A 22126-nucleotide genomic window follows, 5' to 3' on the forward strand; every position below is an offset into this window, starting at 1 on the left:
TTCATCCGCAGGCCATTGATGCTGGGCACTGGCGTTCATAGGCTCCGTGCGCTCCCCCGCCTGCCGTGACCCCCTCAGGAGCCCACCGATGAAACGCCGTGACGTCCTCCGCGCCAGCGCCGCAGCGACAGCTGGCTTCGCCCTCCTCCCGCTCAGCCTCCGCGAGGCGCTCGCGGCCGCCGCCCCGACCGGCGGGCTGGAGGTGATCGAGCACGTCGTGATCCTGATGCAGGAGAACCGGTCCTTCGACCACTACTTCGGCACACTGTCCGGCGTGCGCGGCTTCGGCGACCCGGCGGCGATCAGCCTGCCCGGCGGCGCGCCCGTCTACCGGCAGCCGAACGGCGGCAGCAACTACGTTCTGCCGTACCGGGTGGACGACCAGTTCATGGAGGGCACGCCGCACGGCTGGGGTGACGGGCACGCCGCCTGGAACAACGGCAGGCACGACCAGTGGGTACCGCAGAAGACCGTGCGGTCCATGACCTACATGGACCGGGCATCGCTGGGCTTCTACTACCAGCTCGCCGACGCCTTCACGATCTGCGACAACTACCACTGCTCGGTGATGGGCGCGACGAACCCGAACCGGTTCTTCCTCTTCTCCGGCATGATCGGGAACGAGCCGGGCACCAGCACCCGTGCCACCGGCAACGACGCCTGGCAGAACCCAGGCCACACCGGCTACAGCTGGACCAGCTACGCGGAGCGCCTGGAGTCCGCAGGCCGGAGCTGGCGGGTCTACCAGGAGTGGGACAACTACGGCGACAACTCACTCGACTACTTCGCGAGCTTCCTCGCTGTCGGCCGCAAGGCGCTGTCGAAGACGAAGGACTCGGCCGGCAACCCGTACCAGAAGCTGGAGTACTTCTTCTACGCCGTGCAGGCCGCGACGGCCGCCCAGCAGACTGTCCTGCTCCAGCAGCTCGCCGACGGCGTGGCAACCCTGACCGCCGCCGAGCGCAGCCTCTACGACCGGGGGCTCGCCCGGCAGCGGCCCGGCCAGCTCGCCTCGGCGTTCACCGCCGACGTGAACGCGGGGCGGCTGCCGGCCGTGTCGTGGATCGTCGCACCCGAGTACCAGAGCGAGCATCCCGACTGGGGGCCCGGCACGGGTGCCGCGCTCGTCAAGCAGATCCTCGACGCGCTGGCCTCGAACACCGCCGTGTGGAACAAGACCCTGTTCATCCTGAACTACGACGAGAACGACGGCTTCTTCGACCACGTACCGCCGCCGGCCCCGCCCGTGTCTGCGGCGGACGGCCTGTCGACAGCCACGACGGCGACGGAGCTGGTCGGCACGGCACCGATCGGCCTGGGCATCCGGGTACCGATGATGGTCGTGTCGCCGTGGAGCCGTGGCGGCAAGGTGTGCTCGCAGGTCTTCGACCACACGTCCGTGCTCCAGTTCCTGGAGAAGTGGTCGGGGATCGCGGAGCCGAACATCTCGCCGTGGCGGCGGACCGTCTGCGGCGACCTCACGTCGGCGATCGACACGACGACCGCCGACGCCACGTACCCGGCGCTCAGCACGCCAGCGCTGACGACCGGCCCACGGCACACGACGCCGAAGCCGCCGGCCAGCCAGGCCATGCCGGTACAGGAGCCGGGTGTCCGGCCGTCGCGCCCGCTGCCGTACAACCTGACGGTGTCGACCCGCGTGGCCGCCGACAAGCTGTGGATCGACTTCGTCAACACCGGGACGGCCGGCGCGCACTTCTACGTGTACGCCAACGCCTTCCGGACCGACGGGCCGTGGCGGTACACAGTGGAGGGTGGCAAGACGCTGTCCGACTCGTGGGTCGCTGGCACGCCGGCCGGGGCCTACGACCTGACGGTCAACGGGCCCAACGGCTTCATCCGCCGGTTCGCCGGCAACCGGGTCACCGCGACGACGACCGGCAACGCGAATCCGGAGGCCACACTCCGGTACGCCCCGGCCGACGGCAGGGTCTGGGTGAAGATGACCAACACGGGGTCGAAGGCCTGCACGTTCACCGTCAGGGCCGGCAACCGGCCGGGCGGGCCGTGGACGTACCCGGTGGCGGCCGGCGCGTCCTCCGAGGACTACTTCACCGTCGGGTACGGGCTGACGGGCTGGTACGACCTCACGGTCACCGCAGACACGACCGACGGCTTCGTGCGGCGGTTCGTCGGGCACATGGAGTCCGGTACCGAGGGCAAGAGCGACCCGATCATGGGTTCCGCGCCGATGACGTGCACCGTGGCCCGCGCCGACAGCCAGGAACTCGTCGGCGAGAACGGTGCTGCGGCCAACGCCGTCGACGGGTCGGCGACGACGATCTGGCACACGAAGTGGTACGGCGGCTCCGACCCGCTCCCCCACGAGATCGACCTCGACCTCGGCCGGGTGCGCACGGTCACCGGCCTGCGGTACCTGCCCCGCCAGACCGGCGTCAACGGCCGGATCGGCAGCTACGAGGTGTACGTGAGCACGGACGGCGTCGCCTGGGGCTCGCCCGTCGCCACGGGTACCCTCGCCGACGACGCCACCCTCAAGACGATCCGGTGCTGGCCCAGCCAGGCCCGGTATGTCCGGCTCCGCGCGCTCACCGAGGCCGGCGGCCGGGGGCCGTGGACCTCGGCGGCCCAGATCGTCCCGCTGGGCTGGTAACCACTCGGCCGCACCGGGATCGGTGCCCGCCCGCCGTGCCGTGCGGGCAGGCACCGATTCCGTGGAGCTGGCGTTCGCTCCCATAAATGATCATGGAAGCGCTAGCATCTCGGCATGGCGACGCGACTTGTGCAGATCAACATGAAGGCCAGCGACGAGAACGCGCTGGGCCGCTTCTGGGCTGACGTACTCGGCTGGGAGCTGACCAGCGAGGGCCCCGGCGTGACGAACCTCGAACCCGTGGGCAACGTCTACCCCGACCCCGCCGCCATCTGCATCGACCTCGTCGTGTCGGCAGAACCCAAGACAGTGAAGAACCGCGTGCACGTCGAGCTCGCCGCCACCTCGCCGGCCCACCAGGCGGAGATCGTCGCGCGCCTCAAGGACCTCGGCGCGACCCTCGCCGACGTTGGCCAGGGCGACGACGTCTCGTGGGTCGTCATGGCCGACCCGGAGGGCAACGAGTTCTGCGTGCTGGACTCCCTCCACGAGAAGACCGGGCCGATCGCGTCGGTGGTCGTCGACTGCGCGGATCCGCAGGCCATGGCGACCTTCTGGGGCCAGGCTATGGACTGGACCGTGCAGCGGGTCACCGAGGACATCGCGGTGATGCGCTCCGCGAAGGAGGTCGGCCCGTACCTCATCTTCGCCCGCACCCCCGACGCGAAGACCGTGTGGAACCGCGTCCACCTCGACATCAGGCCGTACCCGGGCGACGACATCGAGGCCGAGGCGGCCAGGCTGGTCGCGCTCGGCGCCACCGCCGTCGACCTCGACGTGCCGTGGAAGGTCTTCGCCGACCCCGAGGGCAACGAGTTCTGCCTCCTGTCCCCGAGCTGATCGCTGAAAATGCCTGGCCTGGGCTGGGATGATCGGATCCGTGCTGCTCACGATCTCCACCACACACAGTCCGGCGACCGACCTCGGGTACCTGCTGGTGAAGCACCCTGCGCAACTCCAGTCGTTCAGTACGACCGGCGGGACGGCGCACGTGTTCTACCCGCAGGCCACCGAGGACAGATGCACGGCCGCGTTGCTGCTGGACGTGGACCCGGTCGAGCTGGCCAGGCCGTCGAAGGGGCAGAAGGGGCCGGACAGCTTCTCGCTCGGCCGGTACGTGAACGACCGGCCGTACGCCGCTTCGAGCCTGCTGACCGTGGCGCTGGGCCGGGTGTTCCGGTCGGCGATGAAGGGCGCGAGCAAGGACCGGCCCGAGCTGGCCGCCACGCCGATCCCGCTGGAGATCGAGGTGCCGGCCCTGCCCTGCCGGGGTGGCACCGGCATCGTCGCCCGGCTGTTCGAGCCGCTGGGCTGGACCGTTGAGGCCGTTCCGGTACCGCTGGACCCGGCATTCCCCGAATGGGGCGACGCCCGCTATGTGCAGCTCCGGCTCACCGGTACCGTGCGGCTGGCCGACGCGCTCAGCCACCTGTACGTGCTGCTGCCCGTCCTCGACGACGCCAAGCACTACTGGGTCTCCGAGGACGAGGTCGCCAAGCTGCTGCGGGCCGGTGACGGCTGGCTCGCCGGGCACCCGGACAAGGAACTGATCGCGCGGCGGTACCTGGCCGGGCGGCGCTCGCTCGTGCTGTCCGCGCTGGAGCGGCTCCAGGGTGACACCGCAGCCACGGAACCCGGGCAGGACGAGGAGCAGGCCGAGGTACCCGAGCGGCGGGTTCCGCTGGTGAAGCTGCGCAAGCAGGCCGTGCTGGCGGCACTCGCGGAGTCGGGTGCCTCCCGGGTACTCGATCTCGGGTGCGGCGAGGGCGCGCTGCTGCTGGAGTTGTTCGCTGACCGCCGGTACACGGAAATCGTGGGTGCCGACGTCTCCACCGTGAGTCTCGCGATCGCCGAGCGGCGGCTCAAGCTGGAGCGCCAGCCCGACCGGCAGCGTGAGCGGATCAGGCTGATCCAGTCGGCGCTGACCTACCACGACGACCGGCTGACCGGCTACGACGCGGCCGTGCTGATGGAGGTCATCGAACACGTCGACGAGGAACGGCTGCCCGCGCTGGAGCGCGCCGTCTTCGGGCACGCCGCTCCGTCCACCGTGGTCGTCACGACGCCCAACGTGGAGTACAACGTGCGGTACGAGACGCTGTGCGGGCACCGGCACGACGACCACCGGTTCGAGTGGACCCGCGAGCAGTTCGCCGCGTGGACCGCCCGGGTGTGCGCAGCACACGGCTACACGGCCGAGATCCGTCCCGTGGGCGAGGACGACCCGCAGACCGGCCCGCCCACCCAGCTCGCGTACTTCCGGAAGGTTGCCTGATGAAGCTCGACATTCCTGAGCTGTCCCTGATCGCGCTCGTCGGCATCTCCGGTTCCGGCAAGTCGACGTTCGCCCGGCAGTACTTCAAGCCGACGGAGGTGCTGTCCTCCGACTTCTTCCGGGGGCTCGTCGCCGACGACGAGAACGACCAGTCGGCGACGAAGGACGCCTTCGCCGCGCTGCACCACATCGCCGGCATCCGGCTGCGCGCCGGGCGGCGGGTGGTGGTCGACGCGACCAACGTGCAGAAGCACGCGCGTGCGGAGCTGGTGAAGCTGGCCAGGTCGTTCGACGTGCTGCCGGTGGCGATCGTCATCGACACTCCAGAGGCGGTCGCCTGGGAGCGCACGCAGGCCCGGCCCGACCGGGACTTCGGCCGGAAGGTACTCCAGCGGCAGGCCGCCGACCTGCGCCGGTCAGTACGCGACCTGGGCCGGGAGGGATTCCGGAAGGTCCACATCGTCCGCGAGCCCGGCGACGTGACGATCTCGTACGAGAAGGCCTGGAACGACCGGCGGGACGTCACCGGCCCGTTCGACATCATCGGCGACGTGCACGGCTGCCGTGCCGAGCTGGAGACGCTGCTGGTCAGGCTGGGCTACGTCATCGAGCGTGACGATCAGGGCCGGCCGGTGAGCGCGGCGCACCCGGAGGGCCGGCAGGCTGTCTTCGTCGGCGACCTGGTCGACCGCGGCCCCGACTCACCGGGCGTGCTGCGGCTCGTGATGGGCATGACCGGCGCGGGCACGGCGCTGTGCGTGCCCGGCAACCACGAGCAGAAGCTGCTGCGCAAGCTCCGTGGCCGCAAGGTGAGCGTGACGCACGGCCTGGCCGAGACGCTGGAGCAGCTGGAGCGGGAGGGTCCCGCCTTCACGGAAACGGCCGCCGCCTGGATCGACGGGCTCGTCAGCCACCTGCGGCTCGACGGCGGGCGGCTCGTGGTCGCGCACGCCGGGCTCAAGGAGGAGTACCAGGGCCGGGCCTCCGGGCGGGTGCGCGACTTCTGCCTGTACGGCGAGAGCACCGGGGAGACCGACGAGTACGGGCTGCCGGTCAGGTACCCGTGGGCGCGCGACTACCGTGGCGACGCGATGGTCGTCTACGGTCACGTGCCGTCGCCGAAGGCCGAGTGGGTCAACAACACCATCTGCCTCGACACCGGCTGCGTGTTCGGCGGGGAACTGACGGCGCTGCGGTACCCCGAGAAGGAACTCGTGTCCGTGCCCGCCGAGCGGGTGCACTACGAGCCGGTCAAGCCGCTCGCAGAGATCGCCCCCGAGCGGGATGGCGCGACGCTGAGCATCTCTGACGTGACGGGCCGGCGGCACATCAAGACGGCGTACGGGACGGTGCTCGTGGACGCCGAGAGCTCGGCCGCCGCGCTGGAGGTGATGAGCCGCTTCGCGATCGACCCGCGTCAGCTGCTGTGGCTGCCGCCGACCATGTCCCCGCCTTCGACCTCCCGGCAGGAGGGGTACCTGGAGTACCCGGCCGAGGCGTTCGCCGACTACCGGTCGGCCGGCGTGTCCACAGTGGTGTGCGAGGAGAAGCACATGGGCTCGCGTGCCGTCGTCCTCGTCCGCGAGGAGGGCGGAGCGGTGTACACCCGGACGGGACGGCCGTTCTTCAGCGATCCGGCGACGACGGAGGCGCTGCTGGAGCGGGTACGCACCGCCGCCCGGCCCCTCTTCGCCAAGCTGGAGACGAGCTGGCTGCTGCTCGACTGCGAGCTGCTGCCGTGGTCGGCCAAGGCTGGATCGCTGATCCGGAGCCAGTACGCGAGTGTCGGCGCGGCCGCCCGCGCGGCACTGCCCGGCGTTCTGTCCGCTGTGGACAGTGCGGTTGCTCGCGGGGTGGACGCCGGAGGGCTCGCCGGGCGGTTCAAGGAGCGCGCTGCGAACGCCGAGGCGTTCACGGCTGCCTACCGCCAGTACTGCTGGCCGGTCGACGGGCTGGATGGCGTGCAGCTCGCGCCGTTCATGGTGCTCGCCTCGGAAGGGGCCTCGCACGCGGGTCGTGATCACGGCTGGCACCTGGCCCAGTGCGACACGCTGGTGGCCGCAGACCCGGAGCTGTTCCGGGCGACGGGCCGGCGGGTCGTCGACCTGTCCTCCGCCGAGGACGAGGCCGAGGCGACGAGGTGGTGGCTGGAGCTGACGGGTTCCGGCGGCGAGGGCATGGTGATCAAGCCGTACGAGGGGCTGGCGCACCGGGTCAGGGGGCAGCTCGCGCAGCCGGGCATCAAGTGCCGTGGCCGGGAGTACCTGCGGATCATCTACGGCCCCGACTACACGATGCCGGAGCACCTCGACCGGCTCCGGGACCGCGGGCTCAGCCGCAAGCGCAGCCTCGCGCTCCGGGAGCACGGGCTCGGGCTGGCGGCGCTGGACGCCCTCGCGAGCGGGGAGCCGCTGTGGCGGGTACACGAACTGGTGTTCGCGATTCTCGCTCTGGAGTCCGAACCGGTCGATCCCCGGCTCTGACGGCGGCCTGCCCGGCGGGATCGTGAAAGCGATTCCGCCGGGCCCCGCCGGTGGCACTACGATCACCGTCATGATCCCGGCCGTGCCGGGGCTGGCCGAGGTGATCTCGGAGCAGCCTCACCCCCTGCTGTTCGTGACCGTCTCCGGCGCGCACCTCTACGGTTTCCCGTCGAAGGACTCCGACGTGGACCTGCGCGGCGTGCACCTGCTCCCGGCCGCCGACCTGGCCGGCCTGCGCGAGCTGGAGGAGACGCACACCTGCATGTGGTGGCACCAGGGGACCGAGCTGGATCTGGTCAGCCACGACCTGCGGAAGTTCGCCCGGCTGATGCTGCGCCGCAACGGGTACGTCCTCGAGCAGCTCCTGTCGCCGCTCGTCGTGCACACCACGCCCGAGCACGAGGCGCTCGCCGCGCTGGCTCCGCTCGTGTTCACCAGCAGCCACGCGCACCACTACCGGGGCTTCGCCAAAACCCAGGAAGACCTCTTCTCACGTACCGGCGAGCTCAAGCCTCTCCTCTACGCCTTCCGTGCCCTCCTCACCGGCATCCACCTGATGCGCTCCGGCACCGTGCAGGCGCACCTGCCCACGCTGCTCGGCGAGTACCAGGCTCCGGGTTACCTGCCGGATCTCATCGCCGCGAAGGCCAGCGCCGAGCACGCGCCGGCCTCGGGGATCGGCGCCGATCGTGTCGCCGCCGGCCTGGCCGCCCTGCACGCCCGGCTCGACGAGGCCGAGTCAGCCTCGGAGCTGCCGGTCGCGCCGGGCGGCTTCGACGAGCTGAACGACCTGCTCGTCAGCGTCCGGCTCGGCGGCGTGGCCGATCCCGCCGCCCGGCTCTCGTGACCACCGCGCTGCGGCTCGTACCGGCGGCTCAGCGGCCGATCGCCGCGCTCAAGGCCAGGCGGGTACAGCATGACGTGATGCCGTGGGCTGTCGAGCTGCTCGGGCCGGCTGGCGGCCGGGCCGGGCGGGCTCTCGCGCACGCCGTCACCGCGATCGCGCCGGCGCTGCGGGTTGTCCAGCTCGCCAGGCTGACCCGGTTCGCGGTGTGGACCTTCCTGTACGACAACGTGATGGACTCCTCCGGCGCCGGGCAGGCCGAGCTCCGCGAGACCGAACAAACCGTCCAGGCCGTCCTCGCCGGCGAGCCCCCGTCGGGACGCGTCGCGACGGCCCTGGCCAAGGTACTGGCCGGGCTGCCGTCGAGCCCTGCCCTGCTGGCCGCCCTCGCCGACGACGCGGCCGGCAGCCTGGAACACGCGCTGCTGAGCCGTTCCGGCGAGCATCCGTCCCTTGTGGACTATCTCGCGGTGGCCAGCCGGAGCATCGGCTACCGTGGCTGGGCCCATGCCCTGCTCGCCGTCACCAGGGCCGAGGCCGGGCCCGAGCTGGACGCCGCGCTGGGCTGGGCCTGCCAGGCTGTCCGGCTCGCCAACGACCTGCGGTCGGCGGACAAGGACCTGGCCGCCGGCACGCTCAACGCTCTCGCGCTGCCCGGAGCTGACCGGGCGGCCCTCGACGCCGAGATCGACCGGTGTGCGCGGCTGCACGACGAGCTCGCGGGCAGCGCGCTGCTGGTGAACAGCCTCCGGGTCTCCGTGGGGATCTACCGGCTCGGTGACCTGCGCTGACCTGATCCAGGGGGTCCACTGTGGTATCCCCTGTTGACACCCTATGTAGTCTGTCGACTATGGGACAGGAGATCCGGCTGACGACGGCCGTTGCCAAGGTCCTGGCCGCGCTGGTGTCCGATCCGGACGCCGACCGGTACGGGCTCGACCTCATGCACGACACCGGGCTGCCCAGCGGCACCCTCTACCCGATCATGGTCCGGCTCCAGCGGGCCGGCTGGGTCGAGGCGTCCTGGGAGGAGATCGACCCGGTCGCGGCTGGCCGGCCTGCCCGGCGGTACTACCGGCTGACCCCCGACGGCCTGGCCTCGGCGCGCAGCGAGCTCGCAGCCCTGCACGCCTCGCTCACCAAGGGCTCAGCGCCCGGGAAGCTGAGGACGGCGTGAGGGCGCTGTTACGCGTCGCCGCCCGGCGCTGGCCCGAGGAGCTGCGGGCCGGCCAGCTGCGCGAGTGGGAGGCGGAGTTGCACGGGCTCGGCCCGTTCCGCGCCTTCCGGTACGCGCTGAGCCTCGCCGTGTCCCCGCCCGTCGAGGACGAGCACGGCGTGCCGCGCGGCTGGCGCGAGGTGCTGCCCGGTGCCGGGCGCGGCCTCCAGCCGGTGCTGGCCCTGGCCGGGATGACCATCGTGTTCGGGGTGCTGCTCAGCCTCACGCTCGTCGGCCGGGCGATCGCCAGGGCCGGCCGGGGGCCCGTCGCCCCCGGCGAGGGCTTCGACTGGGCGGCGAACACCGCCTCCGTCGGCTCGCTGGCCGTGGCGGCCCTGGCGAGCGCCTGGATCGGCGGCTGGCTGGGTAAGCGGCTCCCGGTGCACTGGGCGCACAACGCCTGGCTCGGCCGGGCGGGTAGCGCCGTCGCTGCCCCGCTGATCCTCGCCGTGACGGTCGGCGGGGTGTACACGGTGATGCGCCTGCGCCCCGAAGAGCCGGGCGTGGAGTATCTGGAGCTGATGAACCCCTGGCCCGGCCTGGCGCTGTGGGCGGCAGGCATGGCCGGGCTGGCCTGGTGGGTCACGCGCCTGACGTTGCGCGGCCGCCGGTGGCTGGCGTTCGCGGTCGGGTTCGGCGGGACGCTGCTGATCCTTGAGGCTGTCGGTGTGGCCATCGCGTTCGAGGAGGCCCCGAGGGCCGGGCTCGGCCGGGAGACTGCGCTGCTCTGGTTCCCGCTGAGCCTGCTCGACACCCTCGACAGCGGCGTACAGCTCGGGAAGGTCGACCAGGGGTACGTGGCCTCGGACGTCGTGGCCGGTCAGGTCGCCGGGGTGACGTGGCTGCTGCTGATGGCCTCGGCTTTCACCCTGCGGTACGGGATCCGGGCCAGCCAGGCCGTGCTCCGGCCGGCCCGGGTGAAGGTGCCCGTCCTGGCCGGTGCGCGGGTCGAGCCCGGGCCGGGCAGTGGCCGGGCTTCCGTCCTGTGCGGAGTGCTGGTGGCAGCACTCGGGCTCGCCACGTGGGCGCAGTTCGCCGCCTTCGGCACGCAGCTCGGCGAGAAGGTCATGCGCACGGACGGAAACCCTTACGGCGCAGGCGATCTGATCACCGTGAACTACGACATCCGGCTCGGGGCGATGGCTGTCATCGTGCTCGGGATGCTGATCGCCGTCACGCGGCGTGGTGCGGGCGGGGTGCTGCCGGCCGCGGTGGCCGCCGGGGCGCTGGTCGTGATCGACGGGCAGGTCGCCGCCAACGCTCTGTCCGGCAGGCCCGTCTTCTTCGCGCTGCTCGGCGCGGGCGTCCTCGCCGGCGCGGCGCTGGCCGGGCTGACCTGGCTGCTGAACAGGCTCACCCCGTCACCGTCACCGTCACCGCTCGGCGGCCGCCGCGTGCTGACCGGTGCCGCCGTGCTCGCGGCCATCACCGGGCCCTCGGTGCTGGCACAGAGCTACACGGCCGCGCCCAGCCCCTACCTGCCCGTCATCTTCCCGCGTACGGCTGCCATCGTGGCCGGGCTGCTGGTGGCCACGGCGATGCTCGCGGCGCTGGCCGCCAGCACGCGCCGGATCGGATTCCTGGGTGGCGCGGTGCTCGTGCTGGCCCCGGCCGGGCTCGTCGCGGCGGGTGGCCTGCTGCTGACACCCAAGCCGGACCTGCTGGACTGGAAGGCGCTGCCCGGCATGGCCGGCCTGCCCCTGGCCGTGCTCGCTCTCGTGCTCGTCCGGCCGATCGCAGCATGGAAGGTCACCGCCGCCGGCATCGTCGCCGTCACCCTCGCCCTCCCGGCGTTCGCGATGGGCATGTTCCTGTCCATCCTGCCCGGCAGGCCGCTGCTGATGCTGTCCGGCACGGACATCGGTGCCGACGGCCTGCCGATGGTGTCGGGGGCCATGCTGATCGGCTTCGGGCTGGCCGCGCTCAGCGCGCCCCGGATCGTCCGCGCGCCCCAGCCACCACCACCGTCCCTTGTGGAGGCACGGGAGATCCCCGTGTGAGAGGCCCGGGCCGGGCCGGGCTGCTACGGGGGCCAGCCCGGCCCGGGCACGTACCAGGACACGCGTTACGGGAGCTCGGCGAGCTTGAGGGCGTTGAGGACGATCTGCCGTACCGCCGGGTCCTGGGGGATCGCTCCGGCGAAGGTGACCGAGCCGACGCCGAACGTCCAGCCTCCGCCCGGCCTGCGGGTGAACACCATCTCGGCGCCGTGCGTCCTGTGGTTCTCCCCCGCCGCGATGACCTCGGTCTCCAGCGCGTCGCCCCGCGTGCCCATCCGGCGGTCGGTCTCGACGCCGGCCGCCGGCCCGAGCCCGCCCGTCGCGCCGAAGGTCTGCCCCGGCTTGAGCCCGGTACCGGCCAGGAGCGGGTGGTCGCGGAGCACGCGGTAGGGGCCGGCCGTGTTGTATGCCTCCACGGCGTAACCGATGCCGAGGATCTCACTCTCCGGCTGGTCGTGCCAGCGGTTGACCCAGCGGTCGCCCCAGGGGTCGCGGAAACGCACTGCTGTGCCGTCGGGGGTCGGCTCGACGCGTTCGTAGAGCCCGTTGCCGCCCAGGTACAGCAGCCGGCCGCCCCGGTCGAGGAAGGCTGCGAGGTGCCTGCGCATCTCGGCCGAGAAGTACTCGGGGTGCGCGCCGGTGACCAGCGTCCTGTACTCCGGCAGCCACCGCCCGCCCTCGCGGTGCAGGTCTCCGTCGTCGTAGCAGTCGAAGGCGTGGCCGGCGCCGGCCATCAGGTTCGTGATCGTGATGTCGGTGGTGACCACGTGCTCGGGCGGGGCGTTCGTGCCGAGGTCCGTCCACGGGTTCGGGCGCTGGAGCGAGAACACGCGGCGGCGCCCGCCGTACCCGGGGCCGTACTGGTTCGCGCCGTCCCAGGTGTTGTAGGCGAGGCTGGTGTAGGTGGACACCAGGAAGGCCGTCTTCGCCTTCGGTTTCGGCGGGCGCACCGAGAAGGCGACGTCCACTGTGGTGCCGTCCTCGGCGCGTACCTCGGCGCAGTAGAGGCCGCTCGGCCAGTTCGGCGGGATGGTCACCTCCTGCGCGTGGGGCCAGCCGCAGCCGCGGGCCCGGTACCGGTGCGGGAGGGGGTGGACCTTGCCCTTGAACGGGACCGGGCCGTACGTGACGGGCTGGGTCTTCCCGCCGGGCGACAGGTGCCGGATGGAGATGGTGCCGTTCATCGCGGTGGACACGGCGATGCCGAGGCGTTCGCCGCTGGTGACCGACGGCGGCCACACGTAGGCCTCCATGCGGGCGGCCTGGTGGACGACGAGTCCGGAGGCGACCCGTTTGCCGCTGTCCTTGCTCCACGTGCCGGCGCCGCCGGTCGCGGCGGCCGACCAGTCCCGGAGGCGGCGCCAGTGCAGGTGGTCGGCCGGGTTCGGGTCGGGGCGGGCGTCGATGGGCATGGTGTAGAAGACGCCGTCCCCGGCGGCCATCACCTTCCAGAGGTCGTCGAAGCCCTTCCGGCCGAACTTCGCGGGCTTCCCGCCGTTCGCCCAGGACCCGGGGCCGGAGCTGCCGTCGCCCGCCAGGTACTTGCGGCCGGTCAGGTGGCCGTCGGCAATGGTGTAGACCACGCCTTCGCGGTCGGCCATGAGCCACTTGCCGGGCAGGTCCTGCGCGATGACCGCTCCGGAGTTCGGCGCCCACGCGCCGGGGCCGGCCGAGCCGTCGCGGGCCAGGTACTTGTGCCAGTACAGCTTGGTGTCCCAGCACCGGGCGTACAGCACACCGTCGCCGCCGCAGGCCAGCGCGCTCGTACCGGCGAGGTTGCGGATCGCCCGGCCGCTGCCGCGCGCCCAGCTGCCTTCGCCGGTCTCCGCGTTGGACAGGTCCCAGCGGTGCCAGCACAGGGTGCCGTCACGCCGGAGGCCGTAGATGTGGCCGAAGCTGTCGCCGGCGATCGAGACGTACTGGTGCCAGCCCTCCCCGATGACGCGGCCGTCGCCGCTGTTGGCCCAGGCCACGCCGCCGGTCCGCCAGTCGAGGTGCCGGAGCCAGACCAGAGCGCCGTCCGCGCGTACGCCGTAGATGACGCCGTCGGTGCCGGACGTGAGCTGGAGGTAGCGCAGCTCGTCTCCGCCCGTGAGTGGTGTGGCGGCCGGCCGCCACACGGCCTTGTCCGGTGCCTCGCGCTGCCGGATGATCGCGCGCCTGGCCGTCACCGCGGCCACCCCGGCCACAGCACCTGTAGCGCCGGCCCGCAGCAGCAGGTTCCGGCGGCTGACCTGGTCCTCCATGCTTTCCCTTACCCCGTGTGCAGTACAGCCCGCCTTCCGGCGGACTGAAAGGATCACACAGGAGACGCTCAACGGGCCTTCCGGAGTTGCCGGCCGTGAGCTGGGGTACAGCTGAACGATTTTTGCCCCGAAAAGGGGGCAAGGCAGGCGGGGAAACGTGCCCGGCGAGCCAGCTACGTCCCGATTGTAAGGAAAAGGTAATGCCCATCCCTCAAACCAAGATCAATATCACGCTTCCGTAACTACTGGATGTGCCGGCCCTGGCTGCCCAGGACCGGCACTCTCAGCCGCTGGCTGTCAGGCCGTCAGGCTTTCCTGCGGCGGGCGAGTGCCCGGAGCATCGCCCCGCCGGCCAGCAGGAACAGCCCGATCAGCGTCAGCCCGTGCACAGGACCGCTGACCCCGGTCACCGGCAGCGGCTTGCGGGCGTTGGACGCGAGCACCATCAGCTCGTCGTCCATCCGGACGGCGTACGGCCCGCCCACCGTCGCAGGTGGCAGCTCGAAGCCTGCTGGCGCGTGGAGCTCCTGGAGGTAGTACACGCCTCCGGCCAGGCCCGTGAAGTCGCACAGGCCCGCACCGGTCGTCGTGCACGGCGCTCCGGCCACGGTGTCGCCGCCGAGCTGGAGGCCCGGCGTGCCGTTGCTCTCCCGCCACAGCTGGAACACCGCGCCCGCCAGCGGCGAGCCGTCGCCCGCGCTGGTCTTCCACAGCTTGATCCGGTTCGGCTTCGGCTGGTTGACTGCTGTCACGGCCACCGTCTGGTTCACGTGCCTGGTGGTCACGACCAGCGGACCGGACACGACCGGGTCGGGCAGGTAGTACCCGCTGGGTGCCGCCGTCTCCTGCCAGTAGTACGTGCCGGCCCGGACGGGGCTGGTGCACAGGCCAGCGTCCGAAGTGGTGCACGGCTCCCCCACCCTGGTGTCGGAGGCCGGCTGGAGTCCGGGCGTGCCGTCGCTGTCCAGCCACAGCTGGAACACGGCACCCGGCAGCGGCTTGCCGTCCGGGTCCTGCTTGAGAACCTGGACCGGCCCGTACGCCACCTCGTTCACGGCGGTCGCGGCCACACCCTGCGTCCGGTTGGCCATCGTGAGGACGAGCGGGCCGATGACCGGCGGGCCGGGCGGCAGGTAACCGGCGGGGGCCTGGGTTTCCTGCCAGTAGTACGTCCCCAGTGGAACGACTGCCTTGCAGACACCGTCGGCCGTGGTGGTGCACGTGGCACCGGTCTTCGTGTCGGAGTCCGTTTGCAGGCCGGCGGTGCCGTTCGTGTCCTGCCAGAGCTGGAACACCGCTCCCGCGAGCGGCTTACCTTCCTTGTCCTGCTTGAGGATCTTCACCTCGCCGGTGGCCAGGATGTTCTGGGCGTTCGCCGACACGCCCGCCGTCCGGTTCGCCATCGTCAGGGTGAGCGGGCCGAAGACCGCCGGGGCGGGCAGGAGATAACCCGCGGGAGCCTGGGTCTCCTCCCAGAAGTACGTCCCCAGTGGAACGACTGCCTTGCAGACACCGTCGGCCGTGGTGGTGCACGTGGCACCGGTCTTCGTGTCGGAGTCCGTTTGCAGGCCGGCGGTGCCGTTCGTGTCCTGCCAGAGCTGGAACACGGCCCCGGCGAGCGGCTTGCCAGCCTGGTCCTGCTTGACGACGCGTACCTCGCCGGTGGCCAGCACGTTGGTCGCGGTGACCGTCACGCCCTGGGTGCGGTTCGCCATCGTGAGCGTGAGGGGGCCGGCGACCGGCGGGTCCGGAAGCAGGTACGCGGCAGGGGCCTGGGTCTCCTCCCAGTAGTACGTGCCCAGCGGGACCGTCGCCTCGCAGGTGCCGGCGGCCGGGGTCGTGCAGGGTCCGCCGATCGCGGTGTCCGTGGCCTGCTGAAGCCCTGCCGTGCCGTTCGTGTCCCGCCAGAGCTGGAACACCGCCCCGGCGAGCGGGTTACCGGCCGGGTCCTGCTTGACGACGGAGACCTTGCCCGTGGCCAGCTCGTTCGCGGCGCTGGCCGACACGCCCTGCGTCCGGTTGTCCATCGTCAGGTTCAGCGGGCCGAAGACCGCCGGGTCCGGGAGCAGGTAACCGGCCGGGGCCTGGGTCTCCTGCCAGAAGTACGTGCCGAGCGGGACGACGACCTTGCACACGCCGGGGGCATCTGTCGTGCACGGTGGCCCGGTCGCCGTGTCGGTGGCGGTGTGCAGGCCGTCAGTGCCGTCGGTGTCCCGCCAGAGCTGGAACACCGCCCCGGCGAGCGGCTTGCCGGCGGTGTCCTGCTTGACGATCTTCACTTCGCCCTCGGCGAGCTGGTTCGTGGCCACTGTGGACACGCCGGCGGCGCGGTTCGCCATCGTGAGGACCAGGGGGCCGAAGATCGCCGGGTCAGGCAGCAGGTAACCGGCCGGAGCCTGGGTCTCCTGCCAGTAGTACATGCCGAGCGGGACAGTCGCCTTGCAGATCCCGTCGGTACCGGTCGTGCACGTGCCGCCGGCCTTCGTGTCGGAGTCCGTTTGCAGGCCCGCCGTGCCGTTCGTCTCCCGCCAGAGCTGGAACACTGCCCCCGCGAGTACCTTCCCGGCCTTGTCCTGCTTCGTGACCTTGACCTCGCCGGTCGCCAGCTCGTTCTGCGCGGGTACGGTCACGCCGGCCACACGGTTGGCCATCGTCAGGACGAGGGGGCCGAAGATCGCCGGGTCAGGCAGCAGGTAACCGTCGGGAGCCTGGGTCTCCTGCCAGTAGTACGTGCCGAGCGGGACAGTCGCCTTGCAGATCCCGTCGGTACCGGTCGTGCAGGTCCCGCCGGTCACCGTGTCCGGTGTGGCGCCGCTGGCCTGGAGCCCGGGTACGCCGTTGGACTCCTTCCAGAGCTGGAACACCGCCCCGGCCAGTGCCTTGCCAGCGTTGTCCTGCTTGGCGACCCGGACCTCGCCTGTCGCGAGGGTGTTCGTCGCTGGTACGGACACGCCCTGCGCGTAGTTCGCCATCGTCAGCGCCAGCGGGCCGAACACCGCTGGGCTGGGCAGCAGGTAACCGTCGGGGGCCTGGGTCTCCTCCCAGAAGTAGGTACCCAGCGGGACCATGGCCTTGCAGATCCCGTCGGCGGCTGTGGTGCACGTGCCGCCGGCCTTCGTGTCGGAACCCGTTTGCAGGCCAGCGGTGCCGTTGGTGTCCTTCCAGAGCTGGAACACCGCTCCGGCCAGGGCGTTGCCTGCCGTGTCCTGCTTGACGACCTTCACCTCGCCGTCCGGCTGGTTGTAGCCGAAGTCGTAGGTGTGGTTGTCCTGACCGGGCCCGCCCGTCGTGATCGCGTGCTCGGGATAGGTTCCGCCAGCCGGCACGGTGCCGTCGCTGTCGACGAAGTCGTTGGTCCCGGCGTTGGCCTGCGTGACCGTCCACTGGTAGAGCGGGCCGCCTGCGGCGTAGTCGGCCGGGTTGTCAATCCTGATCGTGTACCGGGTGTCCGGCTGAAGCCCGCCCGTCACGTTCGAGTTGTCGAAGTAGTACTCGCCGCGCGCGGTGGTCAGCATGGTCCCGGCCACGGCACCCGCCGCGTTGTAGAGCCGCACGGTCGCGCCGGGTACCGGGGCCTCACCCGGGTCCTGGATGCCGTCCTTGTCGACGTCGTACCAGACCCGGTTGCCGATCTGGAGCGGCGCGAGGTCGCACAGCACCTCGATGTCGGCCATGCCGCCGCCCTTGCCGAACGCCGTCGTCAGCCGGTTCCCGTGGGTCGAGTTGAACGGGGTCGGCGAGCCGTCACGGTTCACGAACGCCGTCCCGCCGGTGAAGACGGCTCCGGTGGGGTCGATGGCGGATGTCGCGATCGTCGTCTCCACTTTGGACAGCGCCGTGCCCGCGTACATGCCGTTGCGGTGCTCGGGGTACGTGTCGGTGAAGTAGTACTCCGCGCCACGGACCGTCTTGCCGCAGCCCAGGTTCTCGGCGAGGACGAACATGCCGCCGGCGCCGAGGCAGGCCCGGCTCACCGTGCCACCGGCCGCCGACGTGTACATGCCGAGGTTGGCGGGCGTGCCGCGCTCGCTGTAGCCGACCTGGTCGGCGAGCCGGTCCCGCATGCTGATGATCAGGTTGCCGTCGGTGTCCACGATGATGTCTGCGAGCATCGGCTCCGGGTTGGAGTAGAAGCCGCCGGTGCAGCTTATGCCGTCCTGGGTGGTGGCCACGTAGTCCTGCCACGGGTACCAGCCCTCGCCCTCGCAGGCGGCCGAGTCGAAGGTCTTCGCGCGGGTGTAGTCGAGCGGCTGGTCCAGGATGACGGGGCCGAAGGTGCCGGCCACCGGGTCGAAGGTCCTGACGATCGCACGCAGGTCGGCCCGTTTCAGCGTGGACTGGCCGGAGCAGACGCCGCCGGCGTAGACGACGCCGTCCTGGAAGCCGAGCCCGTACGGCCGCCAGTCGCCGTCGGCCGGGCAGGGCGTGTCCGGGCCGGGGATCGGGTACGTGGCCTTCGGGCTGGCGGCCGCGGGCTGGGTCGCGTCGTAGCGGTAGAGGGTGCGGTTGGCGAGGTTCACGACGTACAGGTCCTTGCCGTCCTCGGAGACCTCCACGTCGCCCAGGGACTCCTTGCCGACGTACGGCATGAAGCTCATGTCGGTGAGCGCCGCGAAGTTGTGGCTGGCGGTGCCCGTGTCGGGGACGGTGGTGAACAGTGCCGGGGCGCTGAACGATGGCGTCGCTCCCGGCGTGTACCGGCTCAGGTAGATCGCGCCCCGCCCGCCCGGCCCGTAGTTCGCGTTCCGGTGCGCCGTCGCGCCGCTGAAGATCCACCGCCGCTGCTTGCTGTACCCGATGCCGTAGACCGAGCCCGTGGTGGCGTCCGTGCCGAAGTTGGTCGTCTCGTCGTCCGTGCCCCGCGCGTCGTACGGGAAGGCCACCAGGGTCCGGGACGTGTCGGCCTCGGCTGAGTTGCGGATGCAGGCCGTGGCCAGCAGCGCGTTCTTCTGGCAGTAGTCGCCCGGGTTCCACAGTGCCGTCGTGTAGGAGACGTTCCTGCCGCCGGACAGGTCCACGAACTCCTCCGTGGAGCTGAGCCTGTTCGGCGCCTGGGCCAGGCCCTCGCGCGCGGCGAAGGCGGAGTACAGGACGCCCGGCTTGGGGTTGATGACCTGCACGCGGTACTTGCCGCCGGTCAGGGTCGCGCCCGGGGACAGCGTGACCGTGCCGCCGGAGGCCGTGACCCCGCTGACGGTGCTGCCGGCGTCGTCGGTCAGGTTGACCGTCACCCCGGGCATGCCCGGTTCGAGCGCGGCACCGTCCCAGGAGCCGTTCGCGTTGACCTCCCGCACGACCCGCACCGTCACCGTGCCGTCACCAGGGGCAGCCCGCGCCGCCGTAGCCTGCACACCAGGCGCCGCGACGACCACAATGGCCAGTCCAGCTCTCAGCCACGCCTGGATGTTCATCCACATGCCCCTTGATATGTCACGAATCCGACACAAATATCATAAAAATACTCAAAAGCCTTTTCCGGTACCCGGAGAGCTATGGAGTGTCGTGAATCGGGCCCAGCCCCGGCACCCGCTCGCGACACTGGTGACATGGCAGGCTGGGTGCTCCACGTGGACCTCGACCAGTTCGTCGCCGCCGTCGAGGTGCTCCGCCGGCCCGAGCTGCGCGGCAGGCCCGTGGTCGTCGGCGGCGACGGCGATCCTGCGAAACGCGGCGTGGTCAGCACCGCCTCGTACGAGGCCCGCGCCTTCGGCGTCCACTCAGGCATGCCGTTGCGCCTGGCTGCGCGCAAGTGCCCGCCTGCCGTGTTCCTCCCGGTCGACCGCGACGCGTACGAGGCGGCGTCTGCCCAGGTCATGGCGGTACTCAGGGAGACGGGGGCCGTCGTGGAGGTGCTCGGCTGGGACGAGGCGTTCGCCGACCCGGGCGAGCGCGACCCGCAGGAACTCGCCCGGCACATCCAGCACGGCGTCAGGGCGGCGACCGGGCTGGACTGCACGATCGGGATCGGGGAGAACAAGGTCCAGGCGAAGACGGCGACCGGGTACGGCAAGCCGGCCGGGATCTTCACGATCACCAGCGGGACGTGGGACGGGCTGCTCGGCGGCGAGCCGGTCCGCGCGCTGTGGGGCGTCGGGCCGAAGACCGCGCGGCGGCTGGCCGGCCTGGGTGTCACCACGGTGGGCGAGCTGGCCGCCGCAGACCCGGCGATGCTCGCCGCCGAGTTCGGGCCGCAGCAGGGACCGTGGCTGATCCCGCTGGCCAGGGGCCAGGACAGCTCACCGGTGTCCGGCGAGCCGTACGTGCCCCGGTCGGTCAGCCGCGAGACCACGTTCCAGGAGGACCTGGCCGACTGGTCCCAAGTGGTGGCCGAAGTGGACCGGATCGCCCGCGAGCTGGTGATCGAACGGCCGGCGGCGCGGGTGGTGGTGAAGGTGCGCTACGCGCCGTTCACGACCAGCACCCACGGGTACCGCCTGGCCGAACCGAGCACCGATCCGCAGGCGCTGGCGGAGGCGGCCCAGGAGGCTCTGGCCCTGTTCGAGGCCCGGAAACCCGTGCGGCTGCTGGGTGTCCGGGCCGAGTTCGCTGGCGAGTAGCGGCTACACCATCGCGGTCGTGCCGGTGCCCCAGCCGGGCCGGTCCCAGCGGGTCGCCAGGGTGCCGGTCGCCGGGGTCAGCGTGAACAGGGTGACGTGGCTGTTCCCGTAGTCGTAGAACAGGTCGATGGCGTCGCAGCATCCGCCGGAATGGCTGGCCGCCGCAGCCAGCCGCGTACCTCCGCCCCACGCTGGCGCGTCCCACGACCAGGTCAGGCCCCCGCCGGTGGCCAGGGTGAACACGGCGACGTGCCCGCCGCCGTAGTCGTAGAAGAGTGCCAGGTCGGCCTTGCCGTCGCCGGTGAAGTCGCCGGCCTGGGCGAACCTGGTGCCACTGCCCCAGTTCGGCGCGCTCCAGCCCTGGTACAGCGAGCCGCCGGCCGGCAGGACGAAGGTGGCGACGCCGCCATTGCCGTAGTCGTAGAACAGCGCCAGGTCCGACTTGCCGTCCCCGGTGAAGTCACCGGCGGCCAGGAACTTCGTACCGGTGCCCCAGGACGCCGCTTCCCACCGGGTGGCCGGGCCTGAGAAGCCGCCGTCCCCCGTCGCGGTCAGGGTGAACACGGCGACGCGCCCGCCGCCGTAGTCGTAGAACAGCGCCAGGTCGGACTTACCGTCCCCGGTGGAGTCGCCTGCGGCCAGGAACCTCGTCCCGGTACCCCAGTAGGGCGCGTCCCAGCGCAGCACCGGCGGGCCGAACGCGCCGCCGCCCGTGGCTGTCAGGGTGTAGATCGCGGCCCGGCCGTCGCCGAAGTCGTAGTACAGCGCAAGGTCGGACCTGCCGTCGCCGGTGATGTCGCCGGAGACCACGTACTTCGTGCCCCGGCCCCAGTTGGCGTCCTCCCAGCGCAGGCTGAGGCCGCCCGCGGCGTTCAGCGTCCAGATCGCGACGTGGCCGCCGCCGTAGTCGTAGAACAGGGCCGTGTCGTCCCTGCCGTCGCCGTCGAAGTCGGCCCGCAGCCGCGAGGACGAGTTCACCGGGACCTGCGCGTCGCCGATGCCGCCGGGCACGTCGACGCCGGCCAGCCGCTTCAGGTCGGTGTAGCTGCCGTTGAACACGTTCTTGTCGTAGTTGGCGTACTGGCTGTTGTTGCCCTCCGCGTACTGCCAGAGCGTCCACGTGGACCAGCCAGCCGGGAGGGTACCGGGGCCGTTGGTGTTCCAGTTCGCGACGTCCAGCCTGTAGCCGCCGAAGTTTCCGGCCGAGCCGACGCACTGGTCCCACCAGCCCCTGGCCGTGTAGATCATCGGGTCGCGGCCGATCCGGGCGCGTACCTGCACGACGAAGCGCCGTACCCAGTCGGCCATCTGCGCCTGGTTCAGGTTGTAGCAGGTGCCGACGCCCAGCGCCGGATACGGCCACTCCATGTCCAGGAACGGGATCAGGGTGCGCGAGTCGCTCACCCAGGCCGCGTTGTCGATGAAGTAGTTCGCGTCGGTCTCCGGGGCACCCCGGTCCGGCCGGCCGAACGTGTAGGCCCCGGTCAGCAGGCCGGCGTTCTTCGCGTCCCGGTTGTCGGCCGCGAAGTACGGGTTGATGTAGCTGTTGCCCTCGGTGGCCTTCACGTACGCGAAGGACATCCCCGCTGCCCGCTGCGCCGCCCAGTCGATCGTCTTGTACGTCGAGTGGTCGTGGCTGGACACGTCGATGCCCTTGACCGGGTAGTCGCTGGCAGCCCTGGTGACAGCGGCCTGCTCGGCGGCGGCCTCGTGCCCGCCGGCGTGCGCCCGGCCGTTGCCCTGGTCCGGCGGGGCGGCATGAGCCGGACCGGCCAGGCCCGGCAGCGCGGCGGCGACGGTGACAGCGACCAGGGCCGCGAGCAGCGACGGACGTAGCACGGTGCAGGTCTCCCTATGGGATCGCAGGGTT

At 71.4% G+C, this 22126-nt stretch carries 12 protein-coding genes; 9 read left to right on the top strand and 3 right to left on the bottom strand.

The window, feature by feature from the left end:
* Positions 1 to 88 precede the first annotated feature (88 nt).
* The 8 genes from A3G1_RS0111940 to A3G1_RS34445 all read left to right on the top strand — a co-directional run bounded on the left by A3G1_RS0111940 (position 89) and on the right by A3G1_RS34445 (position 11453).
* On the top strand, positions 89 to 2635 hold the full coding sequence (locus A3G1_RS0111940) for a phosphocholine-specific phospholipase C (protein WP_018349706.1): 2547 nt from the start codon (positions 89 to 91) through the stop codon (positions 2633 to 2635).
* Between the two features lie 114 nt (positions 2636 to 2749).
* Positions 2750 to 3475 (top strand): VOC family protein, encoded by a 726-nt coding sequence (locus A3G1_RS0111945; RefSeq protein WP_026212066.1) that lies wholly within the window; start codon positions 2750 to 2752, stop codon positions 3473 to 3475.
* Positions 3476 to 3515: 40 nt separating this feature from the next.
* Entirely contained in the window at positions 3516 to 4910 is a 1395-nt protein-coding gene (locus A3G1_RS0111950) for a 3' terminal RNA ribose 2'-O-methyltransferase Hen1 (protein WP_026212067.1), read from the top strand.
* Positions 4910 to 7393, top strand: a complete 2484-nt coding sequence (locus tag A3G1_RS0111955) for a polynucleotide kinase-phosphatase (RefSeq protein ID WP_018349709.1) — start codon at positions 4910 to 4912, stop codon at positions 7391 to 7393. Before A3G1_RS0111950 ends, A3G1_RS0111955 begins: the two co-directional genes overlap by 1 nt.
* A gap of 61 nt (positions 7394 to 7454) precedes the next feature.
* Entirely contained in the window at positions 7455 to 8240 is a 786-nt protein-coding gene (locus tag A3G1_RS0111960; protein ID WP_425411382.1) for a nucleotidyltransferase domain-containing protein, read from the top strand.
* Positions 8237 to 9028 carry a terpene synthase family protein gene (locus A3G1_RS0111965; RefSeq protein WP_018349711.1) on the top strand — a complete coding sequence of 264 codons (792 nt, stop codon included), beginning with the start codon at positions 8237 to 8239 and terminating at the stop codon, positions 9026 to 9028. Before A3G1_RS0111960 ends, A3G1_RS0111965 begins: the two co-directional genes overlap by 4 nt.
* Positions 9029 to 9087: 59 nt before the next feature.
* Positions 9088 to 9414 (top strand): PadR family transcriptional regulator, encoded by a 327-nt coding sequence (locus A3G1_RS0111970; RefSeq protein ID WP_018349712.1) that lies wholly within the window; start codon positions 9088 to 9090, stop codon positions 9412 to 9414.
* Positions 9411 to 11453, top strand: a complete 2043-nt coding sequence (locus tag A3G1_RS34445; RefSeq protein ID WP_018349713.1) for a hypothetical protein — start codon at positions 9411 to 9413, stop codon at positions 11451 to 11453. The genes A3G1_RS0111970 and A3G1_RS34445 overlap by 4 nt, the downstream gene beginning before the upstream one ends.
* A gap of 65 nt (positions 11454 to 11518) precedes the next feature.
* Here A3G1_RS34445 and A3G1_RS0111980 read toward each other — a convergent pair whose 3' ends face one another.
* Positions 11519 to 13699, bottom strand: a complete 2181-nt coding sequence (locus A3G1_RS0111980) for a N,N-dimethylformamidase beta subunit family domain-containing protein (RefSeq protein ID WP_018349714.1) — start codon at positions 13697 to 13699, stop codon at positions 11519 to 11521.
* Positions 13700 to 14004: 305 nt separating this feature from the next.
* On the bottom strand, positions 14005 to 19110 hold the full coding sequence (locus A3G1_RS38450; protein ID WP_211216288.1) for a SpaA isopeptide-forming pilin-related protein: 5106 nt from the start codon (positions 19108 to 19110) through the stop codon (positions 14005 to 14007).
* 135 nt (positions 19111 to 19245) lie between these two features.
* Between A3G1_RS38450 and A3G1_RS0111990 the strand changes: the two genes are divergently transcribed.
* The gene (locus tag A3G1_RS0111990) at positions 19246 to 20256 is read left to right on the top strand and encodes a DNA polymerase IV (protein ID WP_018349715.1); all 1011 of its coding nucleotides are present in this window, start codon (positions 19246 to 19248) and stop codon (positions 20254 to 20256) included.
* A 3-nt stretch (positions 20257 to 20259) separates the two neighbouring features.
* Here A3G1_RS0111990 and A3G1_RS38455 read toward each other — a convergent pair whose 3' ends face one another.
* Positions 20260 to 22095, bottom strand: coding sequence for a GH25 family lysozyme (locus tag A3G1_RS38455; RefSeq protein WP_018349716.1), 1836 nt, complete (start codon positions 22093 to 22095; stop codon positions 20260 to 20262).
* Positions 22096 to 22126 lie beyond the last annotated feature (31 nt).

This window comes from Longispora albida DSM 44784, from assembly GCF_000379825.1.
Classification (GTDB): domain Bacteria; phylum Actinomycetota; class Actinomycetes; order Mycobacteriales; family Micromonosporaceae; genus Longispora; species Longispora albida.